This window comes from Lactobacillus psittaci DSM 15354, from assembly GCF_000425905.1.
Lineage (GTDB): Bacteria > Bacillota > Bacilli > Lactobacillales > Lactobacillaceae > Lactobacillus > Lactobacillus psittaci.
On record NZ_AUEI01000007.1, the window covers coordinates 35,872 to 51,743 of the forward strand.

Below are 15,872 nucleotides of genomic sequence, written 5' to 3' on the forward strand. Positions count from 1 at the left end.
TAGTATAATGAAAAAGAGCCACTACACGTATGTAGCGACTCCTTTTTTATATTCTAAGATTTACGCTTCTTGAAAAAATAAACTTCAATAGCCAATAAAATAATTCCTATTAGTGAAATAGCGATTCCAAGTTTAAATCCAGGCATCTCATTTCGTAGTACAATCTTATAATTACCAGCTGGTAAATCAAGTGCAATAAAGCTATTTAATACTTTTTTGATTTTTACAGGCTTACCATTAGCGGTAGCGCTCCAACCTTTAGTATATGGAAAAGTAGTTATTAATGCTTGACCATCTTTAATCTTAACATTTCCTGAAACTAAGTTCCCTCTCCATATATTAATTCTCATTCGTCGAGCTTTCGCTATTTTGATAACTTGGGCTAAAGCCTTTTGATTTAAGAGGTAAAGTTTAGGATCAATAATAGATTTTTGAGTAATATTTTCCCGGAAGTAGAGTTTTAAAACAACTTTACCATTAGCAGGAACATGCACACCAATTGGTTGTAAACTTACGGGAGTGGTTCGGAATGCTTGACCATTTAAAGTGATTTTATCTACAGCGGAGAGTTTGTCATTATAATCGGCCCAAGACATTAAACTAGGATCCATTAAAATATAACCACTTGTATTTGGCTTGGCTTTATAAGAGAAGGTAACAACTGATTTTTGAGGTTTGATTTGTTTTAGAATTAATTGCTTCTTTTCATGTGATAATGTCATGTTATCACTTGTTTCTTGAGCAGAAATAGCCTTACTGAAATAAGTATAGTGGTTTTTAGTTAATGCATTTAAAATCTTTGCTTGGTTAGATAGTGGCTCATTTTCCTTGAGATTAAGATTGTTAACTCTGTAGCCGGCAAACGCTAAAGGGAAGCCTTGGGTTTGATAAGCAGTATTTTCTTTGTCTTGATACCAAATCTTGCTTCCAATTAAATCATTGCGCAAGCCATAGTTATAAAATCCCTTAAAGTCACTTGGACGGTTAGTTTTTATGAAAGTCTTTAGACCATAAAAAGCATCAGTTAATTGTGTCCCTGTAGAGTAGAAAGTGTAATAGCCTCTACTTGGTAAGCCAAGAAGACCGCCTAGAGCACTAATTTGTATGCTATTGTTAGATGTAAAGACACTTACTCCATGGTAGTTTAATAAGTAACTATCACTACGGTCATTATTGATCAAGAAAGATTTATCTAAACGCTGATTTTTAGCTGAACTAGGTAGTTTGCTAAGTAAAGCTGCTGTTTGTTCAGTATAAGGATTATATGGTGTAACATTTTTACTAATTTTAGAGTAAGAATAGTAGGTATTGGCAAAAATATCTAAAATAATAAAAAGTGCAAGCCATTTAGGTTTAATTAACTTGTGCAAATACAGATTAAAGAGAATAACAGCCAATATGAATACAACTATTGTAGCAATAACCGTATTAGTTTCTATAACCAATAATTTGCGACTAACCAACAAGTAAATCAGAATTAAAACAGCAAAACAAGCATTATAAATGTAACTATCACGCTTTTTGCTTATTTGAATAGTTGTAGCTGATATTGTTGCAAGATAAGCAATTGTGAATACGATTATAAAGGCATAGCGAAAAGGATAAAATTGAGGTGGCTGTCCTCCATGCCATAATAAATAAATTTTGGTAGAGAATAAACCAGAAAAGAGAAATAGCAAAAAGACAGCAGAAGCTATACGTTGCTTTAATGCAATTGATGAATTAAAGAAAAATGCAATTAAAAATAATGTAGCAAGTGTTCCTATGTAAACTAAAGGAATTAATAAACGATTACCTGCAAAAAGAAAATTAGCTGGTAGAACAGATAATAGTAACTTAGTTTGAATAGGAGTAACAAGTAAATGGTAGTTTAACTTATTTTCTAATAAGTTGAAAAAGGTTGGTACACTAGCAATACATGAAATTAAGCCGGCAGTAAATGATGATATTATAAATAAGCGAGCAGATTTCCAAAAGGCTTTCCAATTAGTAAATTCAAGAAATGCTTGATAGATAAAAAATGCACCCAAGAATACACATACCATGTAAGCTGTATAGTAATTTGCCACAATAGTTATTGCTAAAAAAATAACATAGAGGATTGAAAAATTCCCTTTTATAATTTTTAACAAGCCATAAACTATGAATGGTAGAAAAGCAATTGCGTCAAGCCACATCAAGTTCCCAAAGTAACTGAGAACATAAGCAGACAATGAATAAGCAACTCCTAACCCCATAGCCCAACTTTCTGGGACTTTTTTAATACTTTTGGCAAAGAAATAAAAACTACCAGAAGCAATCATTATTTTTAATAAGATAATAGTATAAATTGCTAAATTTACTTTAGCAGCCGGAAATAGTAGAACCACAAAGTTTAAAGGACTTAAAAGATAATATCCCCAATTTCCTGCCATACTACCACCTAGGCCATTGGCAAAACTATAAGAAAAATCGCTTAAATTTCCTAATAAAATATGGTGCAAATATTGAAAAAATGACAAATATTGATCTAAAATATCGCCAGAATTTAAAGTACCACCGAAGTATGGATTAGTTCCGGTAAGTAATCCCGCTAATAAGAAGATTATTGCAGAAATAGTTACAGGAATGACAAATTTAGGTATTTTTTTCATTAAATTTTCTCCCCAATTAACAAAACAATTAGACCCCTTATTATAGCTTATTCTTGGTGAAGAAAGCCAATTTCTGTATAAATTTAACATTTAGTATGTTAAAATGTATTCGTTTTATTTCTTGTTTTGGAGGATATGAAATATGAATAATTTAGTAGGTAAGGGAAAAGAAATTTGGAGTAAGCACAAAATTATTGTTAGTATTGTAGCTGTGATTTTGTTGCTTTGGGCTTATAATAGCTATCAAGAAAATTTTGGCAAGATTGATCCATTAGATGGAGTTGATCGAGTAGCATGGAGAATAGAAGATGGACAAGGCTATTGGACATATCTAAATTCCGATAAGGCAAAGATTGCTACTAAAATGAGGGTAGCTTTACTTAGAAAAATGGGTGGTCAATCTGCTATTTCAGCAATTGAAAAGAATTCTAAATGGTATTATGATGACGATGATTATAAACCAATTGTTAATGCTATAGGGCAAAAAAAGACTAATCAATTAATCGATGAATTAGATATATTAAAGAGGTCTATTAAATACGATATTCAATCTGGAAAATTGATTGTAAGTCTTGATATTCCACAGTCTGAAGCTGATAAAGACGGAATAAAACTAGAGAAACATGAGTTTAGTACAGATATTAATAAAAATTAGCTAAAAACAAAAAATCAAGAAATCCTATAAAAAAAGGAAATCTTGATTTTTTTGTTTAATCTTTATTATGCTAATGAATCCCAAGCAGGAAGTTGTTGAGCAGGGCCTTCAGCTAATTTTTGTTGTTCGCTAGTCAAATACTTTTTGTGGACAACTACTTCATAAACATATTCTTCAAACCAATCTTGACTCATAACGTAGTAGCCCTTCTTTGCAACTTTTTCGCCCCATGAATTTTCAACTTTCCATTGACGAACCTCACCGTTATCTTCGTCAACACCGACCAAAGTCATAGCGTGAGAAACTTCACCCATACCAGTTTCAAGCCGTTCTTTCTTAGTCATAGTCAGGTCAACGCCAAACAAGTCATCTAACTTGTATAAGTCAGTTGCTAAAAAGCCAGTCTTATTTTCTTTTTGTTTACCAACATCATTACCAAACCAAACTGCTTCACCGTCTTTTAATTGGGCAATTGCAGCACTAGTTAGAAATTCCATTGGAACGTTCAAAAGCTTAATAGGGTACTTGCCTTGAACATTGTCTTCAGATGGTAATGCAAAAAGCTTGTTGTATTCATGATCAGGTGCGTTAGTTAAAACAACATAATCACTCAAATCAACATCTTTGAAGTACTTGTTATAAAATTCGACAGGAGTTAAGTTCTTTTCTAAGTGATACTTCTTATCATCATCACGATATTCTAAGTCAAATTTCTTAGGCGGTTCACCAACAGCGATTGCAGTCATGCGGTAAACTTCACTTAAAAACTTTTTGCGAGCCTTTTGTGCAGCTTCTAAGTCACCAGCTTGCGCCAATTTTCTAAGAACTAAAGCATCTTTCTTTTCTTTTTGTGCTAAAGCTTCTGCTAAAGCAGCAGTGTTGTTAGTGTTGGCAGTTTCAGGCATAGCGTAAGTAGGAACAACGCCATATTTTTCAACTAATGAAATTGCCATATGCCATTGACCACCATCATGACCAGCGAAGTCAAAGTAAGCTTTAACTTCACGGTCATCCAATGGCTTGTCCGCATTTTCTAAAACATAATTATAGAAGTTATTAGCACGTTCTACTTTATCCCAGAAAAAGTTATAAGCTTGTGAAAAAGTAAAATTCTTAACTTTATATTCTTTGCCAAAATGGTGACGCAAAACATTTAAAGTGGCAAATAACCAGCAACGACCAGATTGAAGTTGATTAGTTACATTATCAGTATCTAATTCAGTTGAAAATACGTGAGTTAAACGATGTGATACAGCGTCGTTATATGATGCTTCTAATACACCGCTTCTTTTGGCGGCTCGGGCTACAACTTGGCTAGTAGGATCAGCATTAAATTCACGACTAAAGTCTTCTAATTCTTGCAAAGTTAATTCATTGGCCATAATCTTATCCTCTTCTTTTAATATTCTTTAATAAGTTAATTAATAATATATCATAAACACTTAAAAAAGTCAGAAGAAAAATCAAATTCACAAAAAAATACCTTCTTTTATTTAACAAGTATGCAAAATAAACTATAATATACTTGCACCTGAAAAAGGTGCACTGCCACATATTTTAGGAGGAATTTTGTTATGAAATTAACAAAGAAGACTTTGTTATCTGCTGCAGCTATTCTATTAGTTGCTAGCGGTTTAACTGCTTGCTCTAATAACAAGAGTGCAAGTTCGAATTCAGTAGCTACTAGTTCTAAAACAGTGAAAAAACACAAAGTGCACAAGCACAAGACTAGTGATGATACTGAAAGTTCAACTTCAAGCAGTGAAACCAGTTCAAGCAGCTCTAGTTCAGTTGCAAGCTCTGCTACAAATTCAGGTTCAAACAATACCTCTGCTACTGGTAAAGTTAGCGATAGCACTTTTAAAGCTATTGCCAATCACTGGTTGAAGGTTGCTAATAAGCCTGCAAGTTATAGCAGTCATGTGCGTGTAAGCTACTCTGGTGAAACTAGTCGAGGCAAAGAATTTTTAGTCACAACTACTGATTCAGATGGTATTGAAGCACATTATTACTTGAATAGTAATGGTTTATACTACTACGATGTACTTAACGATAAACTTGTAGAGGTTAATTAAGTTACTATTGGAGGATTTTCATCATGAAGTTTAGGAATAAGTTTCTTATTTCAGCTGCTACCTTAGTGTTAGTAGCTGGCATAGCCAGCGGATGCTCAAGTAAGACAAAGAGCAACACTCAGTCTGCTACCTCTTCTAGGGTAAGACATAAAAAGAGTGTTAAGAAGCACAAGAGGGCGAAGAAGTTAGAAACTACTGCTTCTGCTTCATCTACCAGTGAAGTGGATTCAAACAGCAGCCAAACTTCTACTTCCGCTTCCCACGTGCGGAATACATATACTACTAATTCAGCTCAAAATAATCAGGCCAGTGCTAGTCAAAATCAAAATATGAATTCTAGTGCAATTAGACAAGCTGGCCAAGATTGGAGTAAGCGCGGAGGGTATAAATCAGCTAGTCCAGATAGTTTTCTTTACTATTTTGGTAAAGATGGCAACAATACAATTATTCAGATAGCTGAAAAATCTAGTGGCCACGTTGTTGCCAATTACTATTTAACCCCATCTGGTGCTTTGTATTATGATAATATTTCTACCAATAATAGAGTAAGGGTTAATTAGATGGTTTATTTTCAAAAGATGACCCCGCAAGGGTATAAGCAAATTGAAGCTGAAATTGCTGAACTCAAAAAGGATCGTCCTCGCCGTATTAAAGCACTCCAAGAAGCGCGTAGCTTAGGAGATTTATCTGAAAACAGTGAATATACCGAAGCTAAGAAAGAGTTACGACACTTAGAAAGTCGTTTGCGTTATCTAGGTAAGCAACTTAAATATGCAGAAATTGTAGAACCTACCAATAATGGCAAGGTTGATTTGGGCAAACATGTACGACTCAAATTTGAAGATGATGAAACTAGCGATGTTTATGAGATTGTAGGTCGGCTAGAGGCTGACCTCGATCAGGGAAAGATTTCTTTTGACTCACCATTAGGAGTGGCCATCATGAAACATAGCGCTGGCGAAGTTGTCACAGTTGAGGCGCCAGCGGGTTCATATCAAGTTACAATTGAAGCAATTTTATAATTTAGAAAGACTACTTGATCAGGACAAGTAGTCTTTTTGTTTGTCTTTTTTAACTACTTGTCTTTTTACTCGAACGTGTGTACAATTTTAGTTGATGCAAACATTTGTTCAAGGAGATAATTATGTATGACTATCGGTATGAACCAAGTAGAATGATTTTTATGATTGACAATAAGTCTTTTTATGCAAGCTGTGAATGTATACGTTTAGGTCTTAATCCGATGACAACAGCCTTAGCGGTTTTATCACATCAACCTGGTAGTAAGGAAGAGTCTAGTTTAATCATGGCCGCTTCGCCGTTAGCTAAGAAGAAATATGGTCTTAACAATGTTATGCGTGCTAGACAATTACCACCTAAATCTCGGCGACCTGATTTAATTTTAGTTGAGCCACATATGAATCTTTACATTAAGAAAAGTATGGAAGTTTTGAAGATTTTTGAGAAGTATGCGGCTAGAGAGGATATTCATGTTTATTCAATTGATGAAAGCATGATTGATATGACAGAATCTTGGAAACTTTTTGGTAATGACCCGTATATGGTAGGACGCCGAATTCAAAAAGACATCAAGAATGAAATAGGCTTATATACTACTTGTGGAATTGGTGAAAATCCACTACTTGCTAAACTGGCTATGGATATTGATGCAAAAAAGCGGTGGAGTATGATTTCATTTTGGCATTATATTGATGTACCAGATACGATTTGGCAGATTAAGGATTTAGAGCAGGTATGGGGAATTAATAGAAGAATAGCAGATCGGCTAAGAAAATTGGGAATTCATGATATGAATGAGCTAGCTCATAGTGATCCTGAGCTTTTAAAAGCAGAGTTTGGAATTATGGGGGAGCAATTATTTGCAATGAGTTGGGGTGTAGATCGGAGTATTATCCGCCAGCCCTATCACCCTAAAAATAAAAGCTACGGAAATTCTCAAGTATTGATGAAAGATTATACTAAACGTTCTGAAATTGTGGTAGTTATTCGAGAGATAGCTGAACAAGTAGCTGCTAGAATCCGTTTTCGCAACTTACAAACGCAACTTGTCCATTTACAAATAGGCTTTTCTTATTTTGAAAGAGGAAAGCGCAAGGGCTTTAATGTTAGTGAAAAAGTCTCCGCTACTAATGATAATTCTGAATTAACTAAAGAAGTGATTGCCTTGTTTGATTGTTATTGGGAAGGTGAAAGCGTTCGAACAATTGGAGTAAGTTATAGTAATTTAATCAGTGCTGATGTGCAGCAGTTAAGCATGTTTATGAGTCCTGAAAGACAAGCGAAAAAGCGTAATTTTGATTACACAATTGATAAAATTAGAGCAAAATATGGATTCGTTAGTTTGGTTAAAGCTTCAAGCCTGCTACCTGGTGCAACTGCAATTCAGCGCAGTCGACTGGTAGGAGGGCATAATGGTGGGAATAGCTATGAGTAGTGATGAAGTGGTTTTTAATTTCTTTAAAAATTATCGAGATCGAGGAATGAAAAAGTGGTCCGGCTTCTTTTTGAGTGACCATATTAGTAAGATTAATCAAGCTGATAAAGAGGAAACACAATCTTATCCTGCTAAAAGTAGAATGAGCGAACATGAAATTAGCCAAATTTTACTAAAAAGTTTTAGTAATCACTTATTAGTTAGGTTACAGTTAAAGTTGGTTGATGAAGATGGAAATTATCTACCAGATATTGAAGGCTTTGTTTTGGGATGTACAGATGACAAAATATTAATCGATAATCAAATGATATCTCTAGCCGATATTAATCATATTGAAAATATAGATATAAAAAAATAAGCTTCTGGAAAACCAGAAAGCTTATTTTTAGGCTTGCTTCAATTTCTTTATGGATTTTCTGATTAAAAATGAAACAAGTAGTGATAATAAATCAATAATAATAAAGATAGATAAGGTTGTATTGTAGTTACCGCCGTGGCTAGTATAGGTGATAATGGTGGGACCAACCATACCGGCGATAGCCCACGCAGTTAAAGTATAGCCATGTAATGCACCTAGTTCTAAAGTTCCAAATACATCACCGAGGTATGCAGGAATGACTGAAAAACCTGCTCCATAACATGAAAGTAGTAAACACAAAGCAATTGAGAAGAGCCACTGCTGTCTTAACAAGAGGATAATTGCTAGACAAACAATATCGACTACAAAGATTAATGAATAAGTTAGGGGGCGACCTATGTAGTCTGATAAAGTAGCCCATACTAACCGCCCAAAGCCGTTAAAGAGCCCAATTACTCCTACTAATGCGGCTGCACTTGCGACATCCATTTTTACCATTCCTTGAGCCATGGGTGAGGCCAAGGAAACTAGACCTATTCCAGTAGTAATATTAATGAAAAACATAAACCATAAGCCATAAAAAACTGGAGTTTTGAGGGCAGCGTTGGCTTTCATCTGAACTCCGGTAGCAGATTTCGGTTTCTCTGCTTTGATAGCAGCAGGTAAGTCGCCTGCTTGTGGGCGCTTGATAAATTGAGCACTAATAAGCATAACTACCAAATAAACTAGACCCAAAATGTAAAAAGTATTGACTAAACCGATACTTTTTATACCCATTAAAATGTGGGCTACTGTACTGGTTAATAGGGCAGCAAAACCAAAGCCCATGATTGCTAACCCGGTAGCTAAACCACGCTTATCAGGGAACCATTTGATAATGGTTGAAACTGGTGTAACATAGCCAGAACCAAGTCCCACACCACCAATCACACCGTAGCAAAGATATAACAGCCAAAGCTAATGAGAACTAATTGCAAATCCAGTTGAGATGACTCCGAGCCCGAATAATAGTGCAGAAACTGTACCAGTGATAGTAGGCCCATATTTTTCGACCGCTCTACCCATGAATGCGGCTGACATCCCTAAGAAGAAAATTGCTAAGCTGAAAGCAAAGGTAACTTCCTTAATGGACCAGCCAGTTTGAGTAGCAATTGGTTTAGTGAATACGCTCCAAGCATAAACAGAACCAATCATTAGGTGTAAAACGACACCAGCTAAGGCAACGACATAGCGATTGTGTTTCAAATTTTTACCTCCATGTAACCTCTAAATATTGACTACGTTTTAACTATACCCCTAAATATTGTGGGGTCAATTTAAATTGTATAATACAATCTACAAGATGTACTATACAAAATTAATGAGTATCAACGGCTAAGGTATCATAAAAATTTTTAAATAAATAATAGAATTTGAGATAATATGAATGAGGTGAAAAATATGAAATTTGTTATTGCACCAGATTCATATAAGAATTGTTTGTCTGCTTTTGAAGTGGCTAAAGCAATTCATGCTGGAATTAATCAGATTTTTCCAAAAGCAGAGTATGAAGTAGTACCGATGGCAGATGGCGGAGAAGGAACCACCACTGCCTTGGTTGAAGCGCGAGAAGGAAAATATGAAAAAGTCTTAGTTCATAATCCATTTAACCAATTAGTCGAGGTACAATATGGTTTTATTGATAAGCAGATAGCCGTAATTGAAGTTGCGGCAGCAAGTGGCATCCAGTATAGAGATGCACAGCATAATTCGCCCCTACTAGCTTCTAGTTATGGTACTGGTGAAATAATCTTAGATGCCCTTAAAAAGGGTGCCAAAAAAATAGTGCTAGGATTAGGTGGTAGTGCGACAGTTGATGGCGCTAGTGGAATCTTACAAGCTATTGGTGCTAAGTTTCTTGATAAAAACGATTCTGAATTACAATTAGGACCAGCAAATTTAAAGGAATTAGCTAAAATCGATTTTAGTGAAGTTGATCCTAAGATTTTAAAAGTTCCAATTTTATTAGCAAGTGATGTAACCAATCCATTATTAGGTGAAGAAGGTGCAGCTAAAGTTTTTGCCCCACAAAAGGGAGCAGATGCTGTTATGGTTGAACAATTAGAAGATAATTTAAGCCAGTTTGCTAAAATTGCTTGTAACTATACTGGGAAGGATTATATTAATACACCTGGTGCAGGGGCAGCAGGTGGTATTGGTTTTGGGCTTTTAACTTTTTTGAATGCGAAAATTGAACCCGGCGTTAAGTTAATTGCTAAATTATCGCAATTAGCAGAAAAATGCCAACATGCAGATTATATATTTACTGGTGAAGGTAGAACTGATTTTCAAACTAAATTTGGTAAGACTCCATATGGAGTAGCTCAAGTTGCTAAAAAAGTGTCACCTAATGCCAAGGTAATAATTGTCTCTGGTAGTATTAGCGAAGATGCGGATGAACTGTGTCAGAATGGAATTATTGATGCTTTGTTTACAGCACCTGTTGGAGCTAAAAGCTTAGATCAAGCTATTAAGGGCGCAAAAAGTGATATAACTTATACTAGTAAAGAAATTGCCCGCTTGTTAAAAGTAAATACCTCTTTAAAAAATTAAATATAGATTAGGTAAATAATTACTAATTTTATTTGATTAATTATACAAAAACTTGCTATACTTATCTTGACCAGTGCTATGAAATGCGCTGGCTTTGCACTACATTTCTCAAATAGCCTAAGGGCTATATCTTCATGATGGAATCTTCTATTAGAGTAGGAGATTGTTATCCTCTTTCAATATCAGTAGTTTTGAGAGCTACTGGTTATCTTCAAAAACATTTTTGTTTTTTTATTCATTTTTTACAAATCTCAATTTTTAAGAAGTCCACGTTACTGTGGGCTTCTTTTTTGCAAAAAAAAGAAGGCGAGTAGCCTTCTAAAAAAGTATTTGCTTATTTAATAATAGTATTTAAGCCACAAGCGATAAATGCGCCTAAAAGTGGACCAAACATTGGTACCCAAGCATATTCCCAGTGAGCACTTGACTTGTTTGGAATTGGTAAAATAGTGTATGCAAATCTAGGAGCCCAATCACGAGCAGGGTTAATTGCGAATCCAGTTGTTTCACCAAATGATTGACCAATAACCATGATTAATAAACCAAGAATAAGTGGCTTTAGGCCAGTAGTAAAGTTACCTAAGTGACCTAAAATGAAAACAAAAATAGTAGTAGCGATAACCTCACTTAAAAAGTTGAAAAGTGGGTGACTGATTGCAGGACCAGTAGTAAAAATACCTACGTGGTTACCTTCTTCTTCAGTTTTGGTTGCTTTGAAGTGTGGGTAGTAGTGAATAGCAATGATTGCAGCCCCAACAAAAGCACCTAAGAATTGAGCAATTAAATAACTAGGAACTTGGTTCCAAGTAAAGCCATCAACATGGAAAAAGGCGAAACTCAAGGTAACTGCAGGATTTAAGTGGCCTTTTGAGCCCAAAGAGCCAGCAACGTAAACTGCAAAAGTAATTGCCAATCCCCAAGTCATAGTAATGAAGTGCCAATTTGTTCCTTTAGCAGCAGAGTGCTTTAAGTTGCTCGCAGCACCGATACCAATACCGAGTACTAATAAAATCATGGTTCCGAAGAATTCACCGATGAATCCATTCGCAATTAAGTTGTGCATAAAATATCCCCTTTAGATATAAAATAAGTAGATGAAACTGCAATATGACGGTAAACTTCAATTAAAAGTAAAGGTTTCTCATATTGCGCCGTGCATAAGTATATCAGCTTGTTATTTAAAAAGCTAGCAAAATTTTTACTGTGTCAAATAATATGCTCGCAAAATAAAAAAACGTTGATAACTCGAAATTTATAAAAGTGAGTTTATCAACGTTTTTTAGTAGATTATTTTTGAGTGTTAGACTTTTTCAAAGTTACTCTTACAGCAACAAATAATGTAATTACTTCAATAGTAGTTAATAATACTAATGCATATTTAACACCTGTTACACCTGCAAGGCTTGTTACAGTTGTTGTTAAAATAGGAGCTACTGCTAAAAGAATAGTATTAAGTAAACCAATAGTTGAACCTAAAATATTCCGATCAACAGTTGTGACTAACCATTGTGACATTTTAATTGAACCTACACTGATAGCAACTGCCATTAAAAAGTAAACAGCTAAAATAAGTTTGATATTTGCAATAAATGCGGCAACAGTTGTCATAATGCTAAGTACCAATGTAATAATAATTACATTAAAGATAGACATCTTTTTAAATAATTGTGGCCCAAATAAACTACCAATAGTTGCTCCAGCACCAACCACTACTCCAACTAAAGCAACAGTAAAACTGTAGTTATAAATAATCATAGTTGAACGGCTTGCTGCTGCAACAATTGGAATCAAAGCACCAATAGTAGTTAAAATCCCATTAACTAAAGCGATAATCAAAACAATAGTCAATAAACCGTGTTCCTTTTTAGCTTGAGTGTAGGAAGTCTTCATAGTTTCAATAAAGCCTTTATCATTAGTTTGATTAATAACTTCATTTGAAGATTTCTTATGCTTTAATCCTACACTTACATATAGAAAACCTGCTAATAAGAAAGTTACCGCATTGATAAATGCTAAGTTTGAATAAGATAAAAATAATAATAATCCTGCTCCAAGGAATTGAGCACAAGTATTTATAATTTCAGAAACTCCACTTGCAAAGCCTTCTGCTTCAGCAAAGTCTTTTTCACCTACAATATTTACAAGTAATGGAGCTGCAAGACCAGTTGAATATGAACCAATAGTATCTGAAATAAAATTAATAATAATTACCATAATTACCAAATTCCATTCAGAAATATTAGTAATAAAAAGAATACCTACCAAACTGTATAGTAAGAATCTAATTACAGCCATTAAAAATAAAGTTTTAAATTTGTTCTTGGTCTTATCAGCTAAAAATCCTCCAAAAACAGAGAAAAGCTTAGGTACAGATTCAGAGATTGCAATCAAAGATAAAGCCAATGTGTAATTATTTAACTTACTTGCGTAAGTCATTAATGCTAAATAAAATAAAATATCGCCTGTAGTGGACAAGAAACTAGCAATTGAGAATTTCTTAAATTCATTGTTTTTCAGAAAGACATTCATGATATTTTTCCTCCGTCAGCATCAATCTTTTAAGTAAATAATAAAGGCAGTATAATAAAATTATTAATATAGTCGTATTTGAATATATAAGCTGGAGGAGGAGCTGACATGACAATTGGCGACTTACTAAAAGAATATCGAATTGAGCAAGGTAAATATCAGAAAGAATTTACAAATGATGGACAAATAGTCAGTCAATCCTTTTACTCTAAAGTAGAGAAGAACATTAATAGAATTACCGCTGATAGCTTATTAGAATTACTACACTACAATAAAATTTCCTTGTGGGAATTTTTTAGTAGATTGAATCAAAGCGACGACTTCATGCACCAACAAGTTGAGAGTTTTCACAAAATAATGGTAGAAGCATATTATGCTAATGATAAAGCGAAGGTTAAACAGTTAAAACCATTAATTAAAGAAAGCTACTTATCAGATAAAGGAAAAGAAGAAGAGCTATTACTTGTTGAAGCTGTATTAGAAGTGATGAAAGATCCTACAGAGGAGCCGGATTTAGAATTAAGGAATAAAATTAAAGAAAAAATTTTTAATATTCCTAGCTTTAATCAAACTAAGATGGAATTGTTCTGTAATTTCATGTATTTTTATGACTTTGAAAGTAATAAAGTTATAGCTCAAAGGATAATTAAACAACATATTGCGACAAACGATATCAAATTACAGAAGCCACTATTAGGAATAATAGTTAATATGCTAGCTCTTTCATTTGATGCTGGAAAAGAAAAAACTGAAACTGAATTCTTTATAGAAAGTGCTAAAAAAATAAAAATGCATCCAGAATTAACATTTTATAAACTAGCATTATTATTTTTTACCAATCTAATTAGTTATCGTAAAACAGGAGAGCCAAAATACTATCAACAAAGCAGTGATATGGCGGATACAATGCTTTTAGTTGGATTAACTGGATATGGAAAAATACTACATGATTTGTTAGTTAAGTATAAATAAGACAAATGTTGACATTTAATAATTCTTGCATCAATATGATAATTGAAAGCGGTTGCTCAAGAGTGGAGGGATTATCATGCTTACTAAATTTAGACTCCGTATTGCTACAATAATAATGCTAATTATTACATTAATTAGTTTGTTTTTTTCTAATTTACGTACACTATCTTTAATTTCAGTTTTTATCACGTTATTGTTATCATACTTATATCATCTAACTGAATAATAGATAGATATTTAATAATCAAAGTTACCTAAATATAAAAATAGCATAAACTCATATTGAATTAATGACAAAGAAAACCCTGAATTGGAATATTTTTCCAATCCAGGGCTTTTTAAGTCTTATTTTTCTATTCACTAGTAAACAATTACAGGTTCATGTTGAATAACATTATCCCAAACCTTTTTGATTTCACTAGGCTTGATGTTAACACAGCCATGACTACCACCTTTTAAGTAAGCAGTCTTAGACCAATCAGTTCTCCAACTAGCATCATGCAAGCCGCAACCACTTAAAGTAAATGGCATCCAGTAACTAACCGTTGATGCATAAGAAGAACCATCATCATTTTGACCTCTCAAAGTACTTGGAGATTCTTTATATTCAATGTACCAAACACCTTTAGGAGTAGCATCACTACTTGCACCACTACTACTTTCCTTAGTACCTGTAACTACATCATTTAAGGTAACAACTACTTTACCATGACGAACAATCCATAATTTTTGCTTTTCAATTGAAACGACTACATAGTTTTCACCAAGACCGTGATTGACGGTGGTGTAGCCAGTTCCATAAGTAGTATAACCTAAACCATAAATTGCTTTAGAGCCATCAACACTAGATTCACCATTAGCAAAGGCAGTTTCAACTAAATTAACTGCACGTTTAGTGAAAATTCCCCAACCGTAGCTTTCGTTTTTTACTGTAATCTTAGAACCAGATGGTGTGGTAAATTCATAACTCTTCTTTAAAGTGGTTACTTCTTTATCCATTGCATCTAGCTTTTTGGTAAGTAAATCACTATCCTTGAAATGAAATTCTCCGCCGTAATATTCAACAGTAGTAAAAAGATCTTTAGCTGCTAGTGAGTATGTTTTACTGCCAACTTTATAATCTAGTTTTGCTTTATATAAGCTAGCTAACTTACTTTTAGCTGTTGCTAAAGTTGAATCCGCAAAATTCCAGCTTTTTGAAGAAGGCAAATCTGTATGTTGCTTCTTAAAATATTTCTTAATATCTTTACTATTGGTGACTTCGACATTGTCTAATTTCATACTTTTAATTTTGCCGTTAGTCATAGTAGCTCCGATTTTAGCTTTTTGATTTATTTTCTTAACTGCTTGATTAACGGTTAGGCCACCTACTTTAACACCGTAAATCTTAACATTTTGGTTAAAATGCTTACTAGTGTAGCGCATCGTAGTAGCCTTTTGTGTTTCAAGATGATTGTGATAAATTAAACCTCCACAAATAGAGAGGATAACAATTAATGCAAGAATTGGAATTAAAAGTCGATTCTGACTAATTTCTTTTGCATGTTTAGCTTTCAAAAAAATTCGCCACCTATATATGTGTATATTGACCTAATGGTTCGCA

13 protein-coding genes and 1 pseudogene are annotated in these 15,872 nt (G+C 33.9%); 8 read left to right on the forward strand and 6 right to left on the reverse strand.

Annotation, left to right across the window (positions count from 1 at the left end; translation table 11 throughout):
* Positions 1-53: 53 nt before the first annotated feature.
* Positions 54-2,633, reverse strand: a complete 2,580-nt coding sequence (locus tag H628_RS0101720) for a YfhO family protein (RefSeq protein WP_027824898.1) — start codon at positions 2,631-2,633, stop codon at positions 54-56.
* Between the two features lie 142 nt (positions 2,634-2,775).
* Here H628_RS0101720 and H628_RS0101725 point away from each other — a divergent pair, with 142 nt between their 5' ends.
* Positions 2,776-3,288, forward strand: coding sequence for a hypothetical protein (locus tag H628_RS0101725; protein WP_027824899.1), 513 nt, complete (start codon positions 2,776-2,778; stop codon positions 3,286-3,288).
* A 65-nt stretch (positions 3,289-3,353) separates the two neighbouring features.
* Here the strand turns inward: H628_RS0101725 and H628_RS0101730 are convergent, their stop codons facing one another.
* Positions 3,354-4,670, reverse strand: a complete 1,317-nt coding sequence (locus H628_RS0101730) for a C1 family peptidase (protein ID WP_027824900.1) — start codon at positions 4,668-4,670, stop codon at positions 3,354-3,356.
* Between the two features lie 192 nt (positions 4,671-4,862).
* On the opposite strand from H628_RS0101730, the gene H628_RS0101735 reads away from it, so the two are divergent.
* The 5 genes from H628_RS0101735 to H628_RS0101755 all read left to right on the forward strand — a co-directional run bounded on the left by H628_RS0101735 (position 4,863) and on the right by H628_RS0101755 (position 8,176).
* Positions 4,863-5,363, forward strand: coding sequence for a hypothetical protein (locus H628_RS0101735; RefSeq protein ID WP_027824901.1), 501 nt, complete (start codon positions 4,863-4,865; stop codon positions 5,361-5,363).
* A gap of 23 nt (positions 5,364-5,386) precedes the next feature.
* Positions 5,387-5,923 carry a hypothetical protein gene (locus tag H628_RS0101740; RefSeq protein ID WP_027824902.1) on the forward strand — a complete coding sequence of 179 codons (537 nt, stop codon included), beginning with the start codon at positions 5,387-5,389 and terminating at the stop codon, positions 5,921-5,923.
* Positions 5,924-6,385: a transcription elongation factor GreA gene (greA, locus tag H628_RS0101745; RefSeq protein WP_027824903.1), complete on the forward strand. Its 462-nt coding sequence runs from the start codon at positions 5,924-5,926 to the stop codon at positions 6,383-6,385. It abuts the gene before it with no gap.
* 122 nt (positions 6,386-6,507) lie between these two features.
* Positions 6,508-7,818 (forward strand): Y-family DNA polymerase, encoded by a 1,311-nt coding sequence (locus H628_RS0101750; RefSeq protein ID WP_027824904.1) that lies wholly within the window; start codon positions 6,508-6,510, stop codon positions 7,816-7,818.
* Entirely contained in the window at positions 7,796-8,176 is a 381-nt protein-coding gene (locus H628_RS0101755; protein WP_034538127.1) for a hypothetical protein, read from the forward strand. Before H628_RS0101750 ends, H628_RS0101755 begins: the two co-directional genes overlap by 23 nt.
* Before the next feature lie 27 nt (positions 8,177-8,203).
* Here the strand turns inward: H628_RS0101755 and H628_RS07175 are convergent.
* Positions 8,204-9,421, reverse strand: a pseudogene (locus H628_RS07175) (L-lactate MFS transporter).
* 195 nt (positions 9,422-9,616) lie between these two features.
* Here H628_RS07175 and H628_RS0101765 point away from each other — a divergent pair.
* Positions 9,617-10,768: a glycerate kinase gene (locus H628_RS0101765; RefSeq protein WP_027824906.1), complete on the forward strand. Its 1,152-nt coding sequence runs from the start codon at positions 9,617-9,619 to the stop codon at positions 10,766-10,768.
* A 334-nt stretch (positions 10,769-11,102) separates the two neighbouring features.
* Here the strand turns inward: H628_RS0101765 and H628_RS0101770 are convergent, their stop codons facing one another.
* Together H628_RS0101770 and H628_RS0101775 are read right to left on the reverse strand one after the other, a co-directional pair.
* Positions 11,103-11,831: an MIP/aquaporin family protein gene (locus tag H628_RS0101770; protein ID WP_034538129.1), complete on the reverse strand. Its 729-nt coding sequence runs from the start codon at positions 11,829-11,831 to the stop codon at positions 11,103-11,105.
* Positions 11,832-12,055: 224 nt separating this feature from the next.
* Entirely contained in the window at positions 12,056-13,297 is a 1,242-nt protein-coding gene (locus H628_RS0101775; protein WP_027824908.1) for an MFS transporter, read from the reverse strand.
* Between the two features lie 108 nt (positions 13,298-13,405).
* Between H628_RS0101775 and H628_RS0101780 the strand changes: the two genes are divergently transcribed.
* Complete coding sequence (locus tag H628_RS0101780) at positions 13,406-14,269, forward strand: helix-turn-helix domain-containing protein (RefSeq protein ID WP_027824909.1); 864 nt, start codon at positions 13,406-13,408, stop codon at positions 14,267-14,269.
* A 360-nt stretch (positions 14,270-14,629) separates the two neighbouring features.
* On the opposite strand, the gene H628_RS0101785 is transcribed toward H628_RS0101780, so the two are convergent.
* Positions 14,630-15,826: a L,D-transpeptidase family protein gene (locus H628_RS0101785; RefSeq protein WP_027824910.1), complete on the reverse strand. Its 1,197-nt coding sequence runs from the start codon at positions 15,824-15,826 to the stop codon at positions 14,630-14,632.
* Positions 15,827-15,872: the final 46 nt, after the last annotated feature.